Origin of the sequence: Marinobacter sp. P4B1, assembly GCF_001447135.1 — a bacterium.
Lineage (GTDB): Bacteria > Pseudomonadota > Gammaproteobacteria > Pseudomonadales > Oleiphilaceae > Marinobacter > Marinobacter vinifirmus.
The window spans coordinates 215,557-238,244 of record NZ_LLXM01000011.1; the positions used below are offsets into that span (position 1 = coordinate 215,557).

The following is a 22,688-nucleotide window of genomic DNA, read 5'->3' on the forward strand; positions in this document are numbered from 1 at the left end:
CCAGTTAGATTTTTAGCCACCGGGGTGATCCTGGAATCTTTAAATAACCTAGCTTTACGATATAGAGAAGGAGATAACACTGTGACTTTAAATAACCTAGCTTTACGATATAGAGAAGGAGATAACACTGTGAACAAATCAAAGCGAATCCTTACGGCAATTGTCGGGATCGGACTGATGGGCATGGCAACACTTGCCGTCGCGGCCGATAAGATGATGGTAGATCCGGCCAAGATTTTGAGCGAAACGAATGTATATGGTTTGTACAATACCTTTAAGGTGCAGCCGAGCTACTATCAAATAAGCATGGCTGACCGCAGCAAAGCAGCCGCCGAAGTTGAGGCCGTAGTCAAGAAGCACAGCGACTCGGTCTTTGTTCAGGCGTACCTTACGCGGGGTTTTAAGAGTGAATCAGACTTTCTCCTGCGGATGCATGCTTATGAACCAGCTGCCGCGCAGGCGTTTCTAACTGATTTCTCGGCCACGAGTCTGGGCCGGAACTCAAAAGCAACCTTGGCCCTCATCGGTGTCACTAAAGGTCTTAATCATACAACCAAGGAAAAGTCGCCCAATCTTCTGAATGCACTGAAAAGCACGTCCTACTCGGCAGATGCGCCTAAATACGCGTTCGTGATTCCTATCGACAAGAGCCCCGAATGGTGGAATAAGACCGAAAAGGAAAAACTCGCAATGATGGAAGATCACACAATCCCAACATTGCCGTACCTGGTTAATGTCAAGCGCAAGCTCTACCATTCCACAGGGCTTGATGACACTGACTTCATAACCTACTTCGAGACCTCTGATCTGGTTGCCTTCAACAATCTCAATATCGCGTTGCATTCCGTATCGGAGATGCTCTACAACACGCGTTATGGCGATCCCATCGTGATGGGAACAATCATGTCGGTTACCGATGTCGTGGAAGCCATTTCCAAATAGTGAGTTCAAGGCAAGGTAAGTTCCCCCGGCAAAAGCCGGGGGCTTTTTAGAGTCCCCGATAGGGATCTGTAAACCCCTCGCCTTTAGGCGACGGATGGCGGGGTATAGGATATGCTCGGGAAATGGAAGCATACAAGAAAGGGAGCTACACGGTATGGGATTGTAAGTACCATCTGGTGTGGACGACAAAATATAGATATCCGGTCACTGCTGTCCCATAAATGCTTAACGAAAAGGCCTGATAACCAACTTGTTTTGATACAATGAAATCGCGACAACAAGTCATTGATCAACAAAAAAGGAAATCGGGCCTTGGCTCATAATAATACCGTATTTTCTCAATTACTCAAATTGGTTCCGCGACATGAATTCGAGGTCCTGGCAAACCAGCACCATGCGGGCCGAAAACTCCGCAAAATGACCCGCCGGTCCCAGTTCGTCGCCATGGCGACAGCACAGCTATCGGGCCGCTCCAGCCTGCGTGACATGGTCAGCAACCTCTCTGCACAGGCTGCCAAGCTTTATCATTTGGGCGTCGCACTGGTCAGCCGTTCCTCTCTGGCCCGTATCAACGAGCAACAACCCTATACCTTGTATGAGCAGTTGGTCGGCAAGCTCCTTGCTCGTAACCGTCCGGCGTAAAAAAGTCATTTTGTGTTATTCGGTAGGCATTTTGTGGGTGTATCTGGTGTGAATCCAAGTGGTCATTTACGGGGCATGAAGAGTTATCACAAAAAGTCGCCGGACGGTTACGAACTTACTGGCGTTCTGTCAAACTAGTGTACCCCGCCGTATTTAATGTAAAATAAGGGCTGTTTCTTGGTTCTGGAAAAACATTATGCGGGTTGCAGTTGATATTGAGCTCAAAGACGAAGAGCGTGAATTACTGGAGCGACTTTCCCGCTCTCGTTCCACATCGGTCAGATTGGCGGAACGATCAAGAATCGTGCTGTTGGCTGCACAGAAGAAGACCAACGGCGAGATCGCCGAAGAGCTGGGCATCAGCCGACAAAAGGTGGGGCGCTGGCGTGATCGTTACCAAGAGTTTGGTCTGGCCGGTATTGAAAAGGACGCGCCGCGGCCTGGCCGTAAGAAGAGCATATCTTCGCGAAAGGTCAAGAAGATCATTGAGCTGACAACCCAAGAAAAGCCGGACAATGCCACGCACTGGAGTCGGCGGTTAATGGCCGAGCGCATGAATGTCAGTGAGAGTACGGTTGGACGGATCTGGAGCGTCCATGGTCTGAAGCCGCACCGGGTCACGGGATTAAAGCTCTCCAATGACAAGAGATTCCAGGAAAAACTCGAGGATGTCGTGGGCTTGTACTTGTCACCTCCGGAGAATGCAATGGTGTTTAGCTGCGATGAGAAAAGCCAAATGCAAGCGCTTGATCGTACCCAGCCTGGGTTGCCACTCAAACCCGGTCGCAACGCCACGATGACTCACGACTACAAGCGCAATGGCACTTCAACCCTGTTTGCGGCTTTGAATGTACTCACTGGAGAAGTACTGGGACAGTGCGCTAAACGGCACCGTCATACGGAGTGGCTGGATTTTCTGCGGCTTATCAACAAGAACACGCCGGCGGATAAAGAAGTCCATATCATCTGTGACAACTATGCCACGCACAAGCATCCAAAAGTTCAAAGCTGGTTAAAGTATCACAAGCGATTTCATGTTCACTTTACGCCCACAAGTGCTTCTTGGTTGAATATGGTGGAGCGGTTTTTCAGAGATCTTTCTGAGCGGCAGCTGCGGCGCGGCATCTTTTGCAGTGTCGCCGAGCTTGAGAAGGCGGTGATGGATTACATCAGCAAGCACAATGAATCTCCTGCTCCCTTCATTTGGACGAAGTCGGCAAACGATATTCTTGAGAAAGTTAAACGTGGACGTCAAACGCTTGATAAGTTACAAAGCGTTTGACGGGGTACACTAGCAACTCCTGACTCAGCCTCCGGGGCTGGCGCCCCTGGGAACAGAACGCGCTGCATCGAGTAGTAGCCGGGCACTTATGTGTCCCGCCTGACAGGCGATTGGCCGCAGGCCTCCGGACCTGGCCTGTCAGGCGGGTTTATCGGGCACCACAGGGACGTGGGCCTGACCCTTTTAGAGAACACGCAAGCACACAACAGATCTCATCAACCCAGCGACAGGAGCACCACCATGGACTACGACATCACCGACTACGACCGCATCCCCAACCTTGAAGACACCCTGGAGTTCGAGGAAAACCCCGACCAGCGCACCCCCTGCGCGCTGCTGCTGGACACCTCCTCGTCCATGAGCGGCGACCCTATCGCCGAACTCAACCAAGGGTTGCAGGTGTTCAAGCAGGCCCTGATGGAAGACCCGTTGGCGCGCCGGCGCGTGGAAGTCGCCATCCTCACCTTTGGTGGCGAGGTCAGGCTCGTGCAGGACTTTGTCACTGCCGAGCAGTTCACGCCGCCGACCCTGTCCGCGCAGGGTGGCACACCCATGGGCGCGGCCATCGAGCGGGCCCTGGACCGGGTGGCTATGCGCAAGACTGTGCTGGCGGAGGCGGGTGTCCCCAAGACCCTGCCGTGGATCTTCCTGATCACCGACGGGGCTCCGACCGACGACTGGCGGCGGGCCGCCGAGCGGGTGCACCACAGCAACGCCAACAAGGACGTGGCGTTCTTCGGTGTCGGGGTCCAGGGCGCGGACATGCGCACCCTTGGTCAGATCACCGGCCCTGATCGGGTACCGCTCAAGCTGGCCGGGCTGCAGTTCCGGGAACTGTTCACCTGGATGTCGGCCAGTCTCCGGTTGGCCTCGTGTTCCGCTCCCGGTGCACAGGTGGCCCTGCCACCACCCGACGGCTGGGCCCAGGGCTGGGGGCAGGTGGGATGAAAACCTGGCGGTGCACAGGGGCGTCGGTTGTTGGCCAGGGCCACGAGCGTTTTGGGACTCCGTGTCAGGACGCACATGCCTGGGCACAGCTCAACGATATCCTGATTCTGACGAGCGCAGACGGGGCGGGTTCGGCGAAGCATGCTGAGTGGGGTAGTGCGCTGGCTGTTGAAACGGCAGTTGAACACCTTATCACCCACATTTTGGCGCGGCCGGAAGATCACACATCCAAGAAAGGCACCGGGCGCTTATTGGATGCAATCGCCGACGCTTTTGCGGCTGCGCGGGATGCCGCGGTCGAGCTGGCCGATAGCAAACAGGTGGCATTGCGTGACTTGGCCTCGACATTGCTAGTAGCAGTAGTGAGCGGAGGATTCATGGCGGTGGGACAAGTTGGCGACGGCGCGATCGTGGGTTCCTTGGATGGAGATGAGGGTTTCAGGGCGATCACCAAGCCTTTCCACGGGAGATACATCAACGAGACCGCGTTTATCACGCAGGAGAATTACACGGACTATCTGCAACTCCAGGTGATCGAAGGAGAGGTACGAGAGATCGCGGTGTTCAGCGATGGGTTCGAGACAGTGGCCATCAACTATGCGACTGGCCAACCGAATTCGGCGCTGTTCAACGGGCTATTTCAGTTCATGAACGCCACACCTGAAACGGCTATCCGTTTGGAGGCCCTTCGCCGTCTGTTGTCAGGTGAGCGCATCGCCCAAAAGTCCGACGACGACAAGACAGTGATCCTTGCCACATGTATCGATGACGCGAATGCGGAGCAGAGATGCGCCTGAACTCCTCAACAGGCCAGATTGCGCTGGATACCAACCAGATGCTTGGTAGTGGTGGTGAAGCGAAGGTCTATCAGGTTAAGGGTAATCGTAGACTGGTAGCCAAGGTCTACCATCAGCCGACTACCGAACGAGGGGAAAAGCTGCGTGCGATGCTGAGTCATCCCCCTGCCGATCCAGGAGCATCCCAGGGACGCGTTTCGATTGCCTGGCCGGTGGATGTGCTGACAGATGCTAGCGGAGCCGTGGTGGGGTATCTCATGCCGGCCTTGCGAGGCACCTACCCGTTCTCGGTGGTCTACCATCCGGGCGCGCGCCGGCAATCGCTACCGGCTGGCTTTGACTACCGGTACCTGCTGCGGACTGCACACAATCTGTCTGCAGCCGTGGCGGCCATTCATGACATGGGTTACGTGATCGGGGACCTCAACGACTGCAACATCCTGGTTCAGCCCGACGCCACGGTCACAATTATCGACTGTGATTCATTCCAGGTGGGTCCATACCTGTGCTTGGTTGGACGGCCGGAATTCACGGCCCCCGAGGTGGCGGGGATGAACCTGTCCGTCACTGGTCGTACCTTCGAGCAGGATCGCTTCGCGCTCGCGGTGCTCGTGTACCAATTGCTTATGTCTGGGTATCACCCCTATGCGGGGGTTGGTGAGCCAGGAGCAATTGCAGAACGGATAAATGCAGGCTTGTGTCCCCATGCCTCCGGTGGACCTAAGCCGCCCCGTGGCGCTCCGATGTTGGACTGGCTCCCAACACCCCTGCAGAAATTGGTGCGAGGCGCGTTTGTTGACGGACACAAGCTTCCCTCTGCGCGACCCAGCGCCAAGGACTGGTCTGACCAACTGCTGCAGGTTGAGAAAGATCTGATAGGTTGCCGTCGTAACGGAAGCCATGCGCATTTCAGCCACCATGCGAAGTGCCCGGCCTGCCAGGCTGAGACGGCGCGAAAAAAAGCGCGAAAACAGGCAGGGGGAGCGGCCGCGCATGCGACCCCCGCGCAGCGCCCGATGCCGGGGGTGAGGCGCATAGTGCCTGGATTCGTGTGGCCAAGGTGGACTACTCCTATCGTGCTGCTGAGCGTAATGCTGCTTGCCTACAACTGGTCAAACTTGAAGCGCCTGTCTGGGCAGTGGGATCTGCACGCCATGCTGCCGCAACAGGGGGGCAACGGTGTCGCTACCTATCTGATGGAGCCCAGGATTCCCGAGAAGCATGAAACTCGGAAGCTGGAGAGTGGTTCCGACATTTATCGGAGGTTAATTGGGTTCTCTCCCTATGAACCATTGGCACGTAACCTGCTACCCACTGAGCAGAGGATATCCCCCGACGAGGCGCAGGCAGAATACGGAAGGGCGACGAAGCAAGACCAACCGGAGCTCGAAACGGGCTCGGAGATTTATCGGAAATACATTGGCACGGACCCATACTGAACTGGGGCATCAGGAGGCAGCGATGGACAAGATTCGTATAGTCATAAAGCCGGCCAAGCGTCGTAATCCGGTCGCTGTACACGCAAGAAGGCACAAGGGTGGGCCACACCGGAATCGGCGCAAGGACGGCCCATCTCGCAAAGAGTGGGCCAAGGAAATTGACGAGTAGTTCCGTATCTGAAGGCCGGAGGTGAAGATCTGAACCGCAGGAGGGAACTAAGTCATGCCAAGTCCTAACCCACTATTTCGGCTGCTGCTGGTGGAGGATGATGACGGCCGAGTGGAGATGTTCCGATCCTGGGTTCCGCCGGGTGTGCATATCGTCTGGGCCCGATCAGCTGGTCTGGCGATCGGGATGATCCGACGTGATCGCAGTGTGGACTATGGTGGCGTGCTTCTGGATCATGACCTCCAGCAACAGGTGATCACCTCAGACGATAGGAGCCTGTCTGGCAGTAATGTAGCGCTGGAACTGATCGCGAACAAATACTTCGATGTGCCCGTTCTTGTGCACTCAACAAACCAAGTGCAAGGGCCTCGAATGGTAAGCCAATTGGATCGCGCTGGATTCTGGGTCACACACCTTCCGATGTACAACATGACACAAGAACTTTTTTCGGCGTGGGTGTTGGAGGCGAAAGAAATCTGGGAATCGGAGCAGGCGTAACGGGCAATCACGTGTTTTGCTGCCTGATCGGCAGGCTCCCCCTTTGTGCGAATGCCCACCACAAGCCTGATCTTGCCGCTTTAGGGCGCCTGTTCCTCTTCCAGTGGCATGGAAGACAGCCTTACCTCAATGGCAGCGTCCCCTAGAGGCGGTAGGTAAATCGATCATGGGTAAAGTCGTGTTAATTCCATCGTTGATGGGGCGATATGCCAAGCTGATATCGGCAAGCAAGAGCAAAGCTGAAGTCCTTGAAATAATAGAAAATATGGAACTGTTGTTTGAATTAGGGGTTTTTCATCCCCCAGATGATTTTTGGCCCCTAATGACGAAACTTGTCAAAAAGAAAGTGGAGCTAATGTCGTTGAATAAAAGACAAATGTTGCGGTAATTCAGGCGGGTCACGAGTAGAAAGCAAGAATTGGGTGGTGCCCAGACTTTAGATTCGAATGGTCGCCTGGTCTGATTCTGTATCCGTTGACTTCAAAACAACAAATGATTCAATAAGTGGGGGATACGTCATGGGGATTCGAATTACTCTTGGTGCTGATGCGCGCACAAACAAAATTGCTGGCGTAGACGTAGAAATTCCAGAAGACCTGCTTGAGTATTTTGAGGCTATGGCTCGGCATGCGGATAAATCTTTCAAAGAATATGTAGAATACATTTTGGCCGAATACAGTCCTTCTACTCTTTGGCCTGCCTATCCGCCCGAGGCGGCTATCCTGCTAACGTTGTATCGGTATGCCTATGCAGAGCGAGATCGCACGATTCGTACATTTTGCAGCATTTGGCAGAGAGCCTGATTTTGATATTGGGAACAGAGAGCTCGCAATTAACCTGATTAGATTTGATCAGCGCAAGCGGAGACCTATATGCAGCCAATTCTGAGTATCTCACAGTGGTCGAATGAGGCGTTGGAATCCGGCCATGACTGGGTACAGAGGGCATTTCCCACAACACAACGCTCTGCGGTAACCGGTGAGAATCACAGGCTGACTGAAAGCGATGTAGAGCAAATGGCGCAGGATCGGGATAATATGGCGAAATTATCCAACAATACCAACCGGTTTCTCACGTTCATGAAATCAGATCCACGGGCCATGACAACCGGGTTCAATCACAATTATCAACGCGTAACGCGTGTTATCGAAAGCCTGAACTTGTTCGGGCTAGAGGATGCTGCGCGAGCTTTTTATTCGGAATTGATTTCAGCGTTCAGAGCTAGGCAAATGGCTGTCCCGGCATCGGACAGGGATTATTGGTTGCCAGCACTATACGGCAATACCAGCGTACGCAAGAAGGTAGGCAACACGGGCAAGCCGCCGTCTACTGCAATTCCTGACCTATATGTTTTTGGAGAAGATTCAATGGGGATCTCTATGGCCCATGCGCTTGGCGCGACCGTCATATCGAGTGACAACACAGTCCCTCAGTTATTGCACAGCGAAGCGCTGGTGCTTCCCATAGAAGCAGATGGCGAAGCACTTGCGGCCTGCTCTGGGGATAGCCTCCTTCGTGGAGGCCTTGATCGGGTCTTAGATCAGGCAAAAGAGCGTGTTCAGCATCGCATTGGTGAGTTATTCAAAACAGGACAGGTACCTGTTGGTCAGGGTTTTGTCATAGAGTTGGGCTCCGAGGATGAGAAGACTGCGCCTGGTTTGCCCCAGTGCTTGATCGCGATAGCTGTTGCGCCATTGCTGCCTGATACATCGAGAAGTGATGTGCTGAACATCACCCAAAGGGCCGTGGCGGAGATTCTCCAGCTTGCAGTCGAATCCGGTGCTTCCGCGGTGTATTTTCCGTCGAATTTGATCAATGTATTTGCTCCTTCGGCAGGCTCAGTGGAGCCCGTGCTTGATGCCTTTTCGGCGGCTTATGATGAAGTCGATCTGCAGCTATACGACAGGTATGGACATCGGGCACCTTGATGTCCACCGAATCAAGGCGGCAGGATCAGTGGCTATGGATGAAGTAACTGCAAAACGAATCTTCGCCCAAATGATGGCTAGCAAGCAGGAAGAGCTCACTCGGCAAGTGCTTAAGTCGGCTATACGTTACGCACATTTTCGCGCCGAGTGGTATCTGATGTCCGTTGAAGAACGGGCAGAAGTAGATAGAGCGAGAACCCTCGCGCACAATAGCTTTATCGATGCCTTGAACATTCTCAGTAGGAATGCGGCCGCTAGCGGTGAAGCGATCGATTGGCGGCGGGAGTTAGGTGAGGATAGGCGCTGGATCGGAGACTATGGATGCTATGTTGCTTGTTTCCTTGGTCTGCAGTCGCGGTAAGTGGGCGTGCCGCCGATTGAGACGACCAGGGAAATGTTCAGTGTGTATCCTTGACCTCTGCTAGTCGTTCATAGCCAAGGAGAAGGCGAAGTGGAAAACCAAGAGCTGCGAGGGGGAGGGCATTCACCTGGAAGTCAAAGCCCGGAAGGTAGCCTAGTTACAACATAAAAACACACTACGAAGCAAGGAGCTGAAAAAACTGTAACCAATAGTGTAGCTTTTATGTTGTAGATCTTAAAAAAACATTATTAAACAAATATAAAACACCTGTGCATCATGGGGGTATGCTTGGAAAGATCGGTCTGGGTTGCAGGCATGGAAGCGTCCGGTTGATCGTGCGTTTGGGTCAAAGCGGGGATTGTAAGAAAATAACGCCCGGGATGAAACGAAGGGTTTGGCAACAGGATCTTGGAGAAGGCTATGCAAGCAACCGATCAGCAACTGGAAACCGCCGGCAATGCGCTGGGAGACTTGTTGATACAGCAGGGCAGAACCATGGCCACCGCTGAAAGCTGCACCGGTGGCTGGGTGGCCAAGGTGCTGACAGACAGGGCGGGTTCCTCTGCCTATGTAATGGCCGGGCTGGTGACCTACAGCAACGAGGCCAAACAGGCCATTCTGGGCGTAGAAGAAAAGGTGCTGGCCGAGCACGGCGCTGTCAGCGAACCGGTGGTGCGCCAGATGGTGGCCGGTGCCGTTCGCGCCACCGGTGTGGATGTGGCCGTGGCCATCAGCGGCGTTGCCGGCCCTGGCGGCGGCAGCGAGGAAAAGCCGGTAGGCACGGTATGGTTTGCCTGGGGAGCCGGCCCGGACAACACGCAAACCCGTGTTCAGCACTTTGACGGCGACCGGGAACAGGTACGCCGGCAATCGGTTTTGTATGTGTTGCAAGGGGTTACGGAGTTTCTGAAAACACTGTGATGTTTTTCACCCCGGCAGGGGTTGGTCTGTGCCAAGGCTTATGTTTTAATACTGTTCAAATATACAGGAAAACACTGGATACACCTCCGGTGTCGTCATATCGAATAGTGAGGGGCAGGTAACAATGGAAGACAACCGCAAGAAAGCACTCAGCGCAGCACTGGGCCAGATTGAACGCCAGTTCGGCAAGGGCGCCGTGATGAAAATGGGCGACCAGCCCCGTGAAGCCATTCCTGCGGTATCCACCGGCTCCCTGGGGCTGGACGTAGCCCTGGGTATTGGTGGCTTGCCGTATGGCCGGATCGTAGAGATCTACGGCCCGGAAAGCTCCGGTAAAACCACCCTGACCCTGCAAGTGATCGCCGAAGCGCAGAAAGCCGGCAAAACCTGTGCCTTCATCGACGCCGAGCACGCACTGGACCCTATCTACGCTGAAAAACTGGGCGTAAACGTTGACGACCTGCTGGTCTCCCAGCCGGACACCGGCGAGCAGGCCCTGGAAATCGCGGATATGCTGGTACGCTCCAATGCCATCGACGTCATCATCGTCGACTCGGTAGCGGCCCTGACTCCGAAAGCGGAAATTGAAGGCGAAATGGGCGACAGCCACGTAGGCCTGCAGGCCCGTTTGATGTCCCAGGCGCTGCGTAAGCTGACCGGTAACGTGAAGCACGCCAACTGCCTGATGGTGTTCATCAACCAGATTCGTATGAAGATCGGTGTGATGTTCGGCAGCCCCGAGACCACCACCGGCGGTAACGCCCTGAAATTCTACTCTTCCGTACGCCTGGACATCCGCCGCATCGGTGCGGTGAAGGACGGCGACGAAGTGGTAGGTAATGAAACCCGCGTAAAAGTCGTCAAGAACAAGGTGTCTCCGCCGTTCAAGCAGGCCGAGTTCCAGATCATGTACGGCAAGGGCATCTACCACATGGCCGAAGTTCTGGACATGGGTGTTAAAGAAGGCTTCGTCGACAAATCCGGTGCCTGGTACGCCTATAACGGCGACAAGATCGGCCAGGGTAAGGCCAACGCCTGCAAGTTCCTGGAAGAGAATATGGACATCGCCAACGAAATCGAAGCCAAGGTTCGCGACAAGCTGATGCCCAAGCCGGTGAAGAAAGAAGCGGCAGAAGCGCCCGTGGAAGCGAACGGTGAATTGCTCTAAGTAAGAACCCGGGAGGCGTTACATGAAGCGACTGTTGATAGTAGCCCATGCACCGTCTCCCAATACCCTGCGGTTACGGGAGTCCGTCGAAAAGGGCGCCCGTAACCGGGATATTGAAGCGGTGGAAGTGGTGGTGAAAGCGCCGCTCGAAGCCGGCCCCGAAGATGTCCTCGCCTGCGATGCCATCATCCTTGGCACCACCGAAAACCTCGGCTATATGTCTGGCGCCCTCAAAGACTTCTTTGACCGTAGCTATTACCCCTGCCTGGAGAAAACCCAGGGCCTGCCTTTTACTTTCTATATCCGCGCCGGGCACGATGGCACCGGCACACGCCGCGCCATAGACAGCATCACCACTGGCCTGCGCTGGAAACTTATTCAGGAACCCCTGCTGTGCCGGGGTGATTACCAGCCCGAATTTGCCGACCAGTGTGAAGAGCTGGGGCTGTTTGTGGCGGCCAGCCTGGATGCCGGAATTATCTGAAAACCCCGGCGCAACGGCGTTTAATCGCTGCTGGCCACCGCCGATAGGCGAGGAGGGCTATTCGGTAACAAGGAAACAACGGAATTGGCTAAAATCAACTGCTAGTATTCAGGTGCTAGTAACTTGTTAATTTCTCCTTACTTCCGGGCGACAACAAAGTTTTTTCATGCCACAGCCAACTCGCGACCTCAGGCTCCAGGCCTGCTTACTGATTCTCTTTCTGTGCGGCCTTCAGGCCGGCGTCCTGGCATTAATTATCACAGCCTTCCCGATGGTGCCGATGCCTCAGAGCCTGATGCTTACGGCAGAGGGGGCGCTGGCGATTATTGCCGGTGCAGGGGCAATGACTGCTATTTTCTTTCGAAAGCGCCTCTGGCAACTCGCGTTCGGGATAATGCTGGTGGGCCTGGGTGCATACAGTCTGGGCCACAACCTACTGGATAGCGGGGACGGCTCAGCGGTGTCGCTGCTCAGTGGACAGTCCCGGCTGATGAACCTGCCTGCAGTCGCCGTGCTGGTGCTGGCCAGCGTATCTCTCATCGGGCTGCGCGGGGCAGCAGGGCGGTTGTATGCGCTGCTTGCCGGTTGTTTTGGCTTGGCCATTGGCTCCTATGCGGTGCTGGAGAATGTCCGCCCGGGCCTGTTGGGTGCTCCGGGCGGTCTGGTTGAAGGTTTTTCGCTGATTGCCGGGTTGTTCTGCCTGGGGTTTGGCATCGCGTTGATTATCCTGGCCCAGCTCAATCCCAATAAGCCGTTCATGCTGCGACGAGACGGCGTAGTTGCTGGGGTGGCTGGCGTATTTGGCACGTTTGTGTTGTCGGTCATTGCCAGTTGGGGCACCCATGAAGAGCGACACCACATCGCCCGCTCTACCATTCAGTACTATGCCAGCGAGCTAAAACTGGAGTTGCAGTCCTCCGTCGCGTTGATTGATCGGCTGGCCAACCGGTGGGCGTCGTTGGGCTTTGAAGTGCCTGAAGCTCTCGAGCAAACCGAAACGCGCTGGTATTTCAAAGATACGCCGGCCCTGAAGTCCCTGGTGTTGTTCCGGGATGGTCGGTCTCCGGTGTGGCGGCGGAGTCGTAACCCTGAGGATCTGCTGTGGGTGATGGATCAGACCGTCAACCCGGAAGTGTTGGGTTGGGTTCGCAAAGCGCGCGACGAACGGTTGGCCAGCGCCTGGATATTCCCGGACCCGGCTAAGCCGTTTTCGGCGATCGCCCTGGTGCGGCCAGACCTGGATTCGGGTGCGTATTTCCTCGCGGTATTTGATGTGGCGGAGTTGCTGGCGCTTGAATCATCCAGGGACTATTACGATTTCGAGATCCGGCTTGAGGGAGCGGACAGCCCGGCTGTGGAGCGAGCTATTGCACTTCATCACCTGGAACATGAGGTTTACGAGCATGTGCCAGTAAACATTCCCAACGGCCCGGACCTTGTGCTCAGTGCCACGGCTGGCCCGGCATCGGTACTTTCTCTGCGGGGAATGCTGCCGCCGGCACTGTTTGGTTTCGGGCTGTTGATGAGTTACATGCTGATTATGGGGCGCAGCCTGTTGGGCTTGCAGAAACGGCAGGCCAGGGAAATCAACGTGGCAGAGCAACGCTTCCGGTCGTTGTTCTCTCAGTCGCCGGATGCAGTGTTTGCCTTCGACCGCGAAGGGGTTTACCAGGCGGTTAACCCGGTAGCCCAGAAGATCGTGGGGTTTACCAACCGGGATCTGGGGGTTACCCGTTACCAGGATGTTCTGACTCACGGCGCTATGGATGAGGCCGACTTTGTTGTGTTTGATACGGCCTTTCAGAATACCGTGGCAGGCCATCCTCAGACCTTTGAAGTGGCCTTTCTGAACGCCCTGGGCAAACGCAGGAACTATGAATGTGCGTTTGTTCCGATTGTGGTAGATGCCGGGGTAGTGGGTGTCTTTGCCTTGGTGAAGGATGTAACCGACCGGCACCAGGCGCAGGAAAACCAGAGGATTCTGCAGCGCAGCCTGGAGTCCAGCGAGAACGCTGTGGTGGTGGTTGATGTGCGGGAAAGCCACATGCCGGTGGTGTTCGTGAACTCTGCGTTCACGGCCATCACGGGATATTCCCGCGAGGAAGTGATCGGAGCGCCGGTAAAGCAGCTCACCGGCCCGGAAACCGAAGAGAGCGATATGGACGCTATCTGGACCGCGGTTCGGTTTGGGCGTGCAGCCAGTGTCACCTTGAAAAGCTATCGTCGGGACGAAACGCCGTTCTGGAACCATGTCGCGCTGGCGCCAGTGAAAGATGACGATGACCGGGTTACCCACTTTACCGCCATCATGACCGACATCTCGGAGAAGAAAGAGCAGGAAAACCGACTTGCCTATCAGGCTACTCACGACGTGTTGACCGGGTTGGGTAACCGCAGCCTGTTTGAAGATCGGCTTACTCACGACGTGGCGCTGGCCCAGAGGAATGATCAACAGCTGGCCGTGCTGTTTGTAGACCTGGATGAATTCAAGCCGATCAATGATGCTCTTGGCCACAAAGTGGGGGACGGCCTGCTGATCAGCATTGCCAGGCGGTTGGAGCTGGTGACCCGGCCGGAAGATACGCTGGCCCGTTTTGGCGGCGACGAGTTTGTGTTGCTGTTACCTGACCTGACCTCCCCGGCCCAGGCTGACGAAGTGGCAAACCGGATTCTGGATAGCATTGCGGACCCTCATCAGGTGGGCAGCCATGAACTTTATATTTCTGCCAGCATCGGCATCAGCTTGCTGGACAAGCAGTCCACCGGGCCGGAAAAGCTGATTCAGCAGGCTGATATGGCCATGTACAAGGCCAAGCAGCAGGGGCGTGATACCTATGTGGTGTACTCCGAAGACCTGGATTCCAAGCTGTCCAAGCGTGTGGAGTTGCGTAATGAATTACAGGAAGCCATCAAAACCGGCCAGCTGTTCCTGAATTACCAGCCCCAGGTGGATCAGGACGGTCACCTTTGCGGCCTGGAGGCGCTGGTTCGATGGAAGCATCCGGAGAAAGGCTTTATCTCACCCGCAGACTTTATTCCCGTAGCCGAGGAAACCGGCCAGATTGCCCACCTGGGCAAGTGGGTAACCACCCAGGCGTGTAAAGACGCCCGGCGGTTGCTTGAGATGGGGCTGCTGAAGGGCCGTATGGCGGTGAACCTGTCGCCGCTGCAGTTCCACCGCCCGGGCTTTCTGACGGTGCTCAGGTCGATTCTGGAAGACACCGGTCTTGCACCGGAACACCTGGAGCTGGAGCTGACCGAAGGCATCCTGATGAAAGACAGCGAAGGCGCCATTGAGATCCTCAATGCCCTGAACGGCATGGGGGTTGCCACGGCCATTGATGATTTTGGCACCGGTTTTTCCAGTTTCAGTTACCTGAAAGACCTGCCGGTGGACAACATCAAGATCGACCGCAGCTTTGTGGACAATGTCACCACCAACGAGAAAGACGCGGCGGTGTGCAAGGGTGTGATCACCCTGGCCCGGGAAATGGGGCTGAACGTGGTGGCCGAAGGCGTGGAAACCCAGGAGCAGTTTTGCTACCTGAAGAGCCATGGTTGCGAGAGCTTCCAGGGCTACTACTTTGCCCGGCCCATGTTGTTCGAGGATCTGGTGCAGTGGATTGGTAAAACCGGGTAAGCGGGCAGGCGGTGGCCTAGCCGGCCAGGCGGCTGTAAAAGCCTTCAATGCGTGACAGGGCATTGTCGACGGCCCGGGAATAGCGTTTCTGGTCCAGGCAGTAACTGAACTGAACGCTCACCCGGAAGCCGGTGCGCCATGGCTGGCAGCGGACTACGCGGGCCGCTACGCGGGGTTCGTTTATGTATTTGCCGCGGATTTGCAGGTACAGGCGGGCGCCGGGTTCGACCGGCCGGGGGCACTGAACCGCCATGCCGTAGCGGTTCATATCCAGGCAGTTCACCGCCACCGGGTTCTTGCCACGGCCAAAAAAGCCGCGTTCACTGAGCTGCACGTCCAGGCAGGTGGCGGGAAACCGTTCCTTGATTCGGCGATCTGAGGGCTTACTTGCCATGGCTGCATCCACTGTCTTTTTGTCTTTGTTGTTTCCGGAAGCCATCCGGACCCTCAAGTGTAGCCAGCACCGGGTTGTCTGAAAATTGATCAGCATGAAAAGTGTGACCGGCGTCTCACCCGGCAGTCGCTCCGGCCTGATCGGATAAAACCGGAACCGGTAGGCGACAGTCTGTCTGGCAAACACTACAATGGCGGGTTCAAAACCATTCAATCCGATGTCGACGGGAAGCAAACTTGAAGTCATTGCCGCTGCACCAACTCTACAAATCCTGTGTTCTGAAAGAGCTGCCATTCAAAACCACCCGGCAACTGGAGCCGCTGGCTGAGATCGTCGGCCAGAACCGTGCCCAGGAAGCCGTGCGTTTCGCACTGGCCATGCCCCACGGTGGTTACAACGTGTATGCGGTAGGCCGGAACGGGTTGGGCAAGCGCACCATGATGCTGCGCTACCTGGAGCACCATGTAGACACCGAACAGCAAAGCCATGACTGGTGTTACGTGGCCAATTTCGAAGAGCCCCGTAATCCGAAGTTGCTGAAGCTGCCCTCGGGCAAGGGCACCCAGCTGAAGCAGGACATGGAAAAGCTGATGGCCCGGCTGGTGAAGATGATTCCCCAGACCTTTGAGGGCGACAGTTTTCTGGAACGTGCAGAGCAGCTGAAGAACGACTACGTCAAACTGCAGGAAGACGAACTCGAAAAGGTGGCTAACCAGGCCAAGCGCAAGAAAGTGCGCCTGACCATCAGCACCCCCGGCGGATACCGGCTGGTGGCCATGAACGGCGAAGAGCCCCACACGGCGGAAAGCTTCCAGGCCCTGACCCAGGAGCAGCGGGACAAGTTCGAGGAAGTCATCAATAAGCTGGAGAAGAAACTCCGGCAGGTTCTGCGCAAGCTGGCAGACTGGGAGCAGGAATACGCCGAGAAACAGCAGGCCCTGAACCAGGAAACCCTGGAAGGCATCTCCGGCCACCAGATTGACGAGCTGAAAGACAAATATAAAGAGCTGCCAGATGTAACGGCCTACCTGGAAGCGGTGCGCAAAGACCTGGCTGAAAACCTGGATATCTTCCTGGAAGACGACGAAGAACAGGCGGCCATTGCCTATGCGTCTCTGGACAAGAAAACACCCCGCCGCTATATCGTAAATGTGCTGGTACACCAGACCAGCAACGAAGTACCTGTGGTGGTGGAAGATAACCCCACCTACCACAATCTGTTCGGTTACGTGGAAAACGTCACATACAAGGGCACGGTGTTTACCGACTTCTCGCTGATTCGCCCCGGCAGCCTGCACAAGGCCAACGGTGGATACCTGCTGATGGATGCCATCAAGGTGCTGGAGCAGCCCTTCGTGTGGGATGGCCTGAAGCGGGCGCTGCGCTCCCGTACCCTTCAGATCAACTCCCTGGAGCGGGAACTGACCCTCTCCGGGACCATTTCCATCGAGGCGGAATCGGTGCCGCTGGATGTGAAGATTGTGCTGTTCGGGGACCGCGAAACCTGGATGCTGCTGCAGGAATACGATTCCGAGTTTGCCGAGCTGTTCCGGGTAACGGCGGACTTCGAGAATGAAATGTACCGCACGGCGGAAAGCCAGCTGCAGTACGCCAAGTTTATTGCCAGCCTGGTGGTGGAAAAGAAACTGCTGCACTGCAACACCAGGGCGGTGGCCCGGGTAATCGAACACAGCGCCCGTATGGCCGACCACCAGGACCGGTTATCTCTGCATGCCGCGGATATTGCCAATCTGCTGCGTGAATCGGATTTCTGGGCCCGCCAGGCCGGTGCCCGGTTGATTACCGAGGTGCACGTGGAGCGGGCGCTGGAAAGTGCCCGTTACCGCAGCAGTCGCATTCGTGACCAGTTCTACGATTCCATCCGCGACGGCACCACGCTGGTCACCACCTCCGGCACCTGCGTGGGGCAGGTGAATGCGTTGTCTGTGCTGTCTACCGGCGGTTTCGAGTTCGGCTTGTCTAACCGGGTAACGGCAACCTGCTACTATGGTGATGGTGCCGTGATGGATATCGAGCGGGACGTAAAGCTGGGTGGCAACATTCACTCCAAGGGCGTGATGATTCTCAGCTCCTGGCTGGCGTCTTACTTTGCGGTGAACGACCCCATGCACCTGTCTGCCAGCCTGACCATGGAGCAGAACTATGGTGAGGTAGACGGCGACAGCGCATCGCTGGCGGAGCTGGTGGCGCTGATCTCGTCGTTGTCCGGTGTGCCGGTGCGCCAGGACCTGGCCATTACCGGTTCAGTGAACCAGTTTGGCGAGGTGCAGCCCATCGGCGGTGTGAACGAGAAAATTGAAGGCTTCTTTGCTACCTGCGAGCTCAAGGGCGGTTTGACCGGCACCCAGGGTGTGATCATTCCGGAAACCAACGTGCAGAACCTGATGCTCGACAGTGAAGTGGTGCAGGCTGCGCGCAATGGCCAGTTTGCGGTTTACCCTGTAAGCCGGGTGGAAGAAGCCGTTGCCTTGCTGCTGGGCAAGCCCGCCGGCAAGGCGAATGACAAAGGCCGGTATCCCAGACAGAGTGTTTTTGGCATTATTCAGCAGCGGCTTGAGAAAATGCGGGAACACGAGCGGCAGGAACACGCGCGGGACGAGCAGAAAGACCCGTCCATCCACTGACCGGGACCATAATAAAACGGACAGGAGAATAGAGATCCATGACTGATATCCAGCAAACTGTGTACGTGGTAGAAGACGACGAAGCCGTCCGCGACTCCCTGGAGTTGTTGCTGAAATCCGATGGCAAGCCGGTGAAGACCTACGAAAGCGCCAACGCCTTTCTGAAGGACTACTCCGATAAAATGGCCGGCTGCATTGTGCTGGATATCCGTATGCCGGGTATGGACGGCATGGAGCTGCAGAAGAAGCTGAACGAAAAGCATTCGATTCTGCCCATCATCTTTGTGACCGGTCACGGCGACGTGCCGATGGCGGTAGACGCCATGAAAGAAGGCGCGGTGGACTTCATCCAGAAGCCGTACCGGGAAGAAGCCCTGCTGGAAAAGATCGAGGCGGCCCTGGAGCAGGACCTCGAGCAGCGCAAGACCCTGGACGAAAAACAGGAAATCATCCGCCGGGTGAAAAGCCTGACCCCGCGGGAAGCCGAAATCATGGACCGCATGATTGCCGGCCAGGCCAACAAGGTGATTGCCATCGAGCTGGAGATCAGCCAGCGCACCGTGGAAATCCACCGTTCCCGGGTTATGCACAAGATGGGTACACATTCCCTTGCACATCTGGTGCGTATGGTTCTGTCCGTAAAGGACCTTATCGACTAAGCCGGTTGCTGTGGTCATCATGCCAGAACGTTTATAACCGGCCACGCTTGTATGACTGAAGTTGTCAGTGAGAACTCAGAGGTGACGGTCCTGCTGGTTGATGACAACCCGCAGAACCTGAAAGTCCTCTACGAGACCCTGAAAGACAAAGGCTACCGCCTGCTGATTGCCAACGAAGGCGAGAAAGCACTGGACCTGGCCCACCGTCACCACCCGGAAGTGATCCTGCTGGATATTATGATGCCGGAGATGGATGGCTATGAGGTGTGCGAGCGCCTGAAGGCCGATCCGGAAACCGCCGACATCGCCGTGGTATTCCTGTCCGCCCTGGACGACCTGCAGGCCAAGGTGAAGGGTTTTTCCCTGGGTGGGGCCGATTACATCTCCAAGCCGTTCCAGTCCCTGGAAGTGATCGCCCGGGTGAAAACCCATGCCCGGGTTATCCGGCTCGAACGTGAGCTGCAGGCCCGTAACCGGGAACTGCAGGGCGACCAGACCCGCATTCTGGATTCCATCAGCGAAGGCATCTACGGGCTGGACGAAAACGGCCTGATCGAGTTTGCCAACCCGGCTGCCGCCGCGATTGCCGGCCGCCCGGTTGAAGAGTTGATCGGCAAATGTTTCTTTGACCTGCACTTTGCCACGGCTGAAGAATGCCGTGACAGCCTGCCGGTGATGGCGACCTGTAACAAAGGTGTGCCTGAACACCAGCGGGATATCCAGATGCTGCGTGCCGATGGCAGCAGCTTCCCTGCAGAATACCGGGCCACCCCGAAGCTTGATGGCGATGAGCTGCATGGCGCTGTGGTGGTGTTTCACGACATTACCGCCGAGCTGGAAAGCGAAAAAGCCCTGGAAGAAGCCCGTGAGCTGGTGCAGGAGCAGCGCGATCAGCTGGCCCATACGTCCCGCCTGACCACTATGGGCGAGATGGCCGCCGGCTTTGCCCACGAGGTAAACCAGCCGCTGACCGCGATTTCCAACTATGCCCGGGTTTCCAAGCGCATGATGGCCAAGGACGAGCCGGACCTTGAGCTGCTGGGTGAAACCCTGGATAAAATCGATGCCCAGTCCCACCGGGCCAGCGAGATTATCCGCCGCATCCGCCGCTTTATGAAAAAGCCTGCCACCGGTAAGGAAGAATTGTCGGTGCCCGAGTTGCTGGAAGACACCCGGCAGTTTGCCGAGGTGGACATGCGCAACAATGAGGGCGGCATTGAGGTGCGGATAGACGACGATCTGCCGGGTGTACTGGCAGACCCCATCCAGGTGCAGCAGGTGGCCCTGAACCTGATCCGCAACGCCCTGGAGGCAACCCGCAGTGCCGGCTCGTCCCAGCCTGTGGAGGTTTCAGCACGGCGTTGTGGTGAGCAGTGCGTTCGGGTAGAGGTGCGTGACCACGGTGTCGGTGTGCCGGAAGAGGCCGAGGACAAGCTGTTCCACCCGTTCTACACCACCAAGGAAGATGGCATGGGCATTGGCCTTGCTACCTGTCGCTCGCTGATGCAGGCCCAGGGTGGCGATATCGGTTACCAGCGCCCGGAAGGCGGTGGTGCCTGTTTCTGGTTTGTGTTGCCCATTGCAGGCGCCGAGGGCGCACCCTGCACCCCTGACGAAGCCTGACCCCCTTATAGCCAGTCTATGCGCCCGGTAAGGTGGGGCGCGTCTCCCTTGGCATTCAGAATCTGATAGTCCCAGCCGTCTGCCCCGGTGCGCCAGTTCAGCTGCGCGGTGCCGGGCAGGAACAGCGGCTTCTTGAACTGGCAGCTGACCTTCACCGGCCCTGACTGCCAGCCTTCCTGTTGTTCCAACAGCGCCAGTGCGTGGGCCTTGCTCCACATGCCATGGGCAATCGCCCGCGGAAAACCGAAAGCCCGGGCACTCAAGGCATGCATGTGGATGGGGTTGCGGTCACCGGATACCTTCGCATATTGCCGGCCGATGCTTTCCGGCGCCTTGATGGCTTCAAAGAACGGGTAATGGTCCGGTTGCGGGGGATTCTTCCTGCCTCCGGAGGTTCCCTGGCCGGCCATCCGGAACAGGTTAGTGCTGGTTTCTTCCCAGATCAGCTTGCCGGCGGCCCGGGCTTCGGTAATCAGGTCGAACTCCATGCCCCTGTCTGTGCGCTGCTGGTTGCCCAGCGTTACCCGGATATCCAGGTTTTCGCCGGCACTGACCGGGCGATGCTGGATGATGGTGTTGCGCAGGTGCACCAGCCCCAGCAAGGGCAGGGGGAAGGATTTTTCCGTCAGCAGCTTCAGGTGCAGGGGAAACGCCAGGATGTGAGGCCAGGTAATAGGGGCCCGGGAGCCAGGCTTGAACCCGCATATGCGCTGATAGGTTTTCAGGGCCGGAGTGTTGGTGGCAATCCCCAGCAGGTCTGCCTGCAGGTCCGGAATGCGGGTTTGCTCGCCCGGCTTGTGTTGTTTGGGCAGCAGGGCCTTGCCATACAGTGGCAGCAAGGCCGGCGGTGCGCTGTGGTAGACCAGTGAATCCGGCATTAAGGCTTTCTCCCGATTATTAATGGTTTCAGGTACAACTGTGCGTGCGTGGCCTGATATGCTCTAATGTACGACGAAAGTCTGGCAAACCCGGCCAGAGGTGGCATTGACCCGGCGTGCTCCGGACCCTGTCCGGTGGGTCAAAGTGGTAACTGATAAATAAAAAAGCGGGACTCTATGCAGGAACTACGTGATGCGGGCGTGATGCTGCGCCTGATTTATGAGGCGATGAAGAAAAAGGGCATTGATACCAATGCTATTTTCAGCCGTCTGGGTGTAGACGAGCAGTATGTTTATACCGATCAGCTCCGAACTCCCCACAATGCCCAGCTGTATTTCTGGCAGGCGGTTGAAGATGTATCCGGTGATGAAGATGTTGGCCTGCACCTGGGGCCACTGTTGCCGGCCTACAAAGGGCAGGTACTGGAATACCTGTTCCTGAGTAGCCCCACCTTTGGCGAAGGTCTTCGCCGGGCCCAGAACTATCAGCGCCTGCTGAGTGATGCGGCCAATACCGATTTCTTTGTGGAAGGCGACGAAGCCTGCATGGTGCTGGATGCAGCCTCGGAAGAAGTCAGCCGGCTGCGGCACTTCAACGAGTGTTTTGTGCAGGGCTTGATTACCTTCTTCAAATCCATCACCGATGGCCGTTTTTATCCCTCCCGCATCGAGTTCGAGCATGAGCGGGAAAAAGGTATCGACCACGCAAAGGAAGTGCTCGGTTGTGATGTGGTGTTCGGCGCCCGTGAAAACCGTCTGTACTTCCCGGTGGAAATTCTGTCCTATGCCTCGCCCCATGCCGAGCCGGAACTGCTGGCCCTGCACGAGCGTTTTGCCAGTGAGCAGGTAGCGAGGCTCGAGAAGAAAGACATCGTAGGGCAGGTGGAGCGGATTATTGCCGAGCTGCTGGACAGCGGTGAGGTGACACTGGATGCGGTGGCCGAACGGCTGGGTATCAAGCCCAGAACCCTGCGCACCCGGCTGACCGAAGCTGAAACCAGTTTCAACCAGGTGCTGGCGGATTTCCGCTACCGGCTGGCCCGACAGCTGCTGGCAACCACCGACGAGTCCATCGACGAGATCGTGTATCTGACCGGTTTCTCCGAGCCCAGCACGTTTTACCGTGCGTTCAAGCGCTGGTCTGGCATGACGCCGATCGAGTACCGTAAAACCGCCCAGACCAAGGATGTGATGGTCGACGCCATGTAAGGCGGTTTTCTGAAAATCTGAAAAAAGTTCTTCAAAAGCGTTGACATAAACGGGGGCGTCG

The 22,688-nt window shown here is 56.4% G+C and carries 20 protein-coding genes and 1 pseudogene; 19 read left to right on the forward strand and 2 right to left on the reverse strand.

Annotation, left to right across the window (positions count from 1 at the left end):
- The first annotated feature begins 129 nt into the window (after nucleotides 1–129).
- The 15 genes and pseudogenes from AQ621_RS08715 (at nucleotide 130) to AQ621_RS08785 (ending at nucleotide 15,219) form a co-directional block, all read left to right on the forward strand.
- Entirely contained in the window at nucleotides 130–942 is an 813-nt protein-coding gene (locus AQ621_RS08715) for a chlorite dismutase family protein (RefSeq protein WP_051302626.1), read from the forward strand.
- A gap of 312 nt (nucleotides 943–1,254) precedes the next feature.
- Nucleotides 1,255–1,575: pseudogene (locus AQ621_RS08720) on the forward strand (DUF4372 domain-containing protein); the annotation flags it as partial.
- 205 nt (nucleotides 1,576–1,780) lie between these two features.
- Entirely contained in the window at nucleotides 1,781–2,866 is a 1,086-nt protein-coding gene (locus tag AQ621_RS08725) for an IS630 family transposase (protein WP_058341149.1), read from the forward strand.
- 240 nt (nucleotides 2,867–3,106) lie between these two features.
- Entirely contained in the window at nucleotides 3,107–3,814 is a 708-nt protein-coding gene (locus tag AQ621_RS08730; RefSeq protein ID WP_058341150.1) for a vWA domain-containing protein, read from the forward strand.
- A complete protein-coding gene (locus AQ621_RS08735; RefSeq protein WP_058341151.1) occupies nucleotides 3,811–4,611 on the forward strand; it encodes a PP2C family serine/threonine-protein phosphatase in 801 nt (266 codons plus the stop codon). The genes AQ621_RS08730 and AQ621_RS08735 overlap by 4 nt, the downstream gene beginning before the upstream one ends.
- Nucleotides 4,602–6,050, forward strand: a complete 1,449-nt coding sequence (locus AQ621_RS08740) for a helix-hairpin-helix domain-containing protein (protein ID WP_058341152.1) — start codon at nucleotides 4,602–4,604, stop codon at nucleotides 6,048–6,050. Before AQ621_RS08735 ends, AQ621_RS08740 begins: the two co-directional genes overlap by 10 nt.
- Before the next feature lie 223 nt (nucleotides 6,051–6,273).
- Nucleotides 6,274–6,717 carry a cyclic-phosphate processing receiver domain-containing protein gene (locus AQ621_RS08745; RefSeq protein WP_058341153.1) on the forward strand — a complete coding sequence of 148 codons (444 nt, stop codon included), beginning with the start codon at nucleotides 6,274–6,276 and terminating at the stop codon, nucleotides 6,715–6,717.
- Between the two features lie 166 nt (nucleotides 6,718–6,883).
- Nucleotides 6,884–7,105 carry a hypothetical protein gene (locus tag AQ621_RS08750; RefSeq protein WP_058341154.1) on the forward strand — a complete coding sequence of 74 codons (222 nt, stop codon included), beginning with the start codon at nucleotides 6,884–6,886 and terminating at the stop codon, nucleotides 7,103–7,105.
- Nucleotides 7,106–7,163: 58 nt separating this feature from the next.
- Nucleotides 7,164–7,520, forward strand: coding sequence for a hypothetical protein (locus AQ621_RS08755; RefSeq protein WP_058341155.1), 357 nt, complete (start codon nucleotides 7,164–7,166; stop codon nucleotides 7,518–7,520).
- 69 nt (nucleotides 7,521–7,589) lie between these two features.
- Nucleotides 7,590–8,645, forward strand: coding sequence for a hypothetical protein (locus tag AQ621_RS08760; protein WP_058341156.1), 1,056 nt, complete (start codon nucleotides 7,590–7,592; stop codon nucleotides 8,643–8,645).
- A 34-nt stretch (nucleotides 8,646–8,679) separates the two neighbouring features.
- Nucleotides 8,680–9,006, forward strand: coding sequence for a hypothetical protein (locus AQ621_RS08765; protein ID WP_058341157.1), 327 nt, complete (start codon nucleotides 8,680–8,682; stop codon nucleotides 9,004–9,006).
- Nucleotides 9,007–9,426: 420 nt separating this feature from the next.
- Nucleotides 9,427–9,927 carry a nicotinamide-nucleotide amidase gene (pncC, locus tag AQ621_RS08770; protein ID WP_058341158.1) on the forward strand — a complete coding sequence of 167 codons (501 nt, stop codon included), beginning with the start codon at nucleotides 9,427–9,429 and terminating at the stop codon, nucleotides 9,925–9,927.
- Nucleotides 9,928–10,051: 124 nt separating this feature from the next.
- Nucleotides 10,052–11,095 carry a recombinase RecA gene (gene recA / locus AQ621_RS08775; protein WP_058341159.1) on the forward strand — a complete coding sequence of 348 codons (1,044 nt, stop codon included), beginning with the start codon at nucleotides 10,052–10,054 and terminating at the stop codon, nucleotides 11,093–11,095.
- Between the two features lie 22 nt (nucleotides 11,096–11,117).
- Complete coding sequence (locus AQ621_RS08780; RefSeq protein ID WP_058341160.1) at nucleotides 11,118–11,579, forward strand: flavodoxin family protein; 462 nt, start codon at nucleotides 11,118–11,120, stop codon at nucleotides 11,577–11,579.
- A gap of 166 nt (nucleotides 11,580–11,745) precedes the next feature.
- A complete protein-coding gene (locus tag AQ621_RS08785; RefSeq protein WP_082640981.1) occupies nucleotides 11,746–15,219 on the forward strand; it encodes an EAL domain-containing protein in 3,474 nt (1,157 codons plus the stop codon).
- 16 nt (nucleotides 15,220–15,235) lie between these two features.
- Here AQ621_RS08785 and AQ621_RS08790 read toward each other — a convergent pair whose 3' ends face one another.
- On the reverse strand, nucleotides 15,236–15,613 hold the full coding sequence (locus AQ621_RS08790; protein ID WP_058341239.1) for a PilZ domain-containing protein: 378 nt from the start codon (nucleotides 15,611–15,613) through the stop codon (nucleotides 15,236–15,238).
- A gap of 236 nt (nucleotides 15,614–15,849) precedes the next feature.
- Between AQ621_RS08790 and AQ621_RS08795 the strand changes: the two genes are divergently transcribed.
- From AQ621_RS08795 to AQ621_RS08805, 3 genes are read left to right on the forward strand one after another with little or no spacing between them, the layout of a single operon-like run.
- Nucleotides 15,850–18,258, forward strand: a complete 2,409-nt coding sequence (locus AQ621_RS08795; protein ID WP_058341162.1) for a Lon protease family protein — start codon at nucleotides 15,850–15,852, stop codon at nucleotides 18,256–18,258.
- A 38-nt stretch (nucleotides 18,259–18,296) separates the two neighbouring features.
- The gene (gene fixJ, locus AQ621_RS08800; protein WP_058341163.1) at nucleotides 18,297–18,917 is read left to right on the forward strand and encodes a response regulator FixJ; all 621 of its coding nucleotides are present in this window, start codon (nucleotides 18,297–18,299) and stop codon (nucleotides 18,915–18,917) included.
- A gap of 51 nt (nucleotides 18,918–18,968) precedes the next feature.
- Nucleotides 18,969–20,540, forward strand: a complete 1,572-nt coding sequence (locus AQ621_RS08805; protein ID WP_058341164.1) for a response regulator — start codon at nucleotides 18,969–18,971, stop codon at nucleotides 20,538–20,540.
- Nucleotides 20,541–20,545: 5 nt separating this feature from the next.
- Here AQ621_RS08805 and AQ621_RS08810 read toward each other — a convergent pair whose 3' ends face one another.
- The gene (locus tag AQ621_RS08810; protein ID WP_058341165.1) at nucleotides 20,546–21,418 is read right to left on the reverse strand and encodes a MaoC family dehydratase; all 873 of its coding nucleotides are present in this window, start codon (nucleotides 21,416–21,418) and stop codon (nucleotides 20,546–20,548) included.
- Nucleotides 21,419–21,595: 177 nt separating this feature from the next.
- On the opposite strand from AQ621_RS08810, the gene AQ621_RS08815 reads away from it, so the two are divergent.
- Nucleotides 21,596–22,627 carry an AraC family transcriptional regulator gene (locus AQ621_RS08815; protein WP_036219645.1) on the forward strand — a complete coding sequence of 344 codons (1,032 nt, stop codon included), beginning with the start codon at nucleotides 21,596–21,598 and terminating at the stop codon, nucleotides 22,625–22,627.
- Nucleotides 22,628–22,688: the final 61 nt, after the last annotated feature.

Excerpts from the sequence above, each read along its gene's own strand:
- AQ621_RS08725 (WP_058341149.1), top strand. The coding sequence starts at position 1,781 with ATGCGGGTTGCAGTTGATATTGAGCTCAAAGACGAAGAGCGTGAATTA.
- AQ621_RS08730 (WP_058341150.1), top strand. The coding sequence starts at position 3,107 with ATGGACTACGACATCACCGACTACGACCGCATCCCCAACCTTGAAGAC.
- AQ621_RS08735 (WP_058341151.1), top strand. The coding sequence starts at position 3,811 with ATGAAAACCTGGCGGTGCACAGGGGCGTCGGTTGTTGGCCAGGGCCAC.
- AQ621_RS08740 (WP_058341152.1), top strand. The coding sequence starts at position 4,602 with ATGCGCCTGAACTCCTCAACAGGCCAGATTGCGCTGGATACCAACCAG.
- AQ621_RS08745 (WP_058341153.1), top strand. The coding sequence starts at position 6,274 with ATGCCAAGTCCTAACCCACTATTTCGGCTGCTGCTGGTGGAGGATGAT.
- AQ621_RS08750 (WP_058341154.1), top strand. The coding sequence starts at position 6,884 with ATGGGTAAAGTCGTGTTAATTCCATCGTTGATGGGGCGATATGCCAAG.
- AQ621_RS08755 (WP_058341155.1), top strand. The coding sequence starts at position 7,164 with ATGGTCGCCTGGTCTGATTCTGTATCCGTTGACTTCAAAACAACAAAT.
- AQ621_RS08760 (WP_058341156.1), top strand. The coding sequence starts at position 7,590 with ATGCAGCCAATTCTGAGTATCTCACAGTGGTCGAATGAGGCGTTGGAA.
- AQ621_RS08765 (WP_058341157.1), top strand. The coding sequence starts at position 8,680 with ATGGATGAAGTAACTGCAAAACGAATCTTCGCCCAAATGATGGCTAGC.
- pncC (WP_058341158.1), top strand. The coding sequence starts at position 9,427 with ATGCAAGCAACCGATCAGCAACTGGAAACCGCCGGCAATGCGCTGGGA.
- recA (WP_058341159.1), top strand. The coding sequence starts at position 10,052 with ATGGAAGACAACCGCAAGAAAGCACTCAGCGCAGCACTGGGCCAGATT.
- AQ621_RS08780 (WP_058341160.1), top strand. The coding sequence starts at position 11,118 with ATGAAGCGACTGTTGATAGTAGCCCATGCACCGTCTCCCAATACCCTG.
- AQ621_RS08785 (WP_082640981.1), top strand. The coding sequence starts at position 11,746 with ATGCCACAGCCAACTCGCGACCTCAGGCTCCAGGCCTGCTTACTGATT.
- AQ621_RS08790 (WP_058341239.1), bottom strand. The coding sequence starts at position 15,613 with ATGGCAAGTAAGCCCTCAGATCGCCGAATCAAGGAACGGTTTCCCGCC.
- fixJ (WP_058341163.1), top strand. The coding sequence starts at position 18,297 with ATGACTGATATCCAGCAAACTGTGTACGTGGTAGAAGACGACGAAGCC.
- AQ621_RS08805 (WP_058341164.1), top strand. The coding sequence starts at position 18,969 with ATGACTGAAGTTGTCAGTGAGAACTCAGAGGTGACGGTCCTGCTGGTT.
- AQ621_RS08810 (WP_058341165.1), bottom strand. The coding sequence starts at position 21,418 with ATGCCGGATTCACTGGTCTACCACAGCGCACCGCCGGCCTTGCTGCCA.
- AQ621_RS08815 (WP_036219645.1), top strand. The coding sequence starts at position 21,596 with ATGCAGGAACTACGTGATGCGGGCGTGATGCTGCGCCTGATTTATGAG.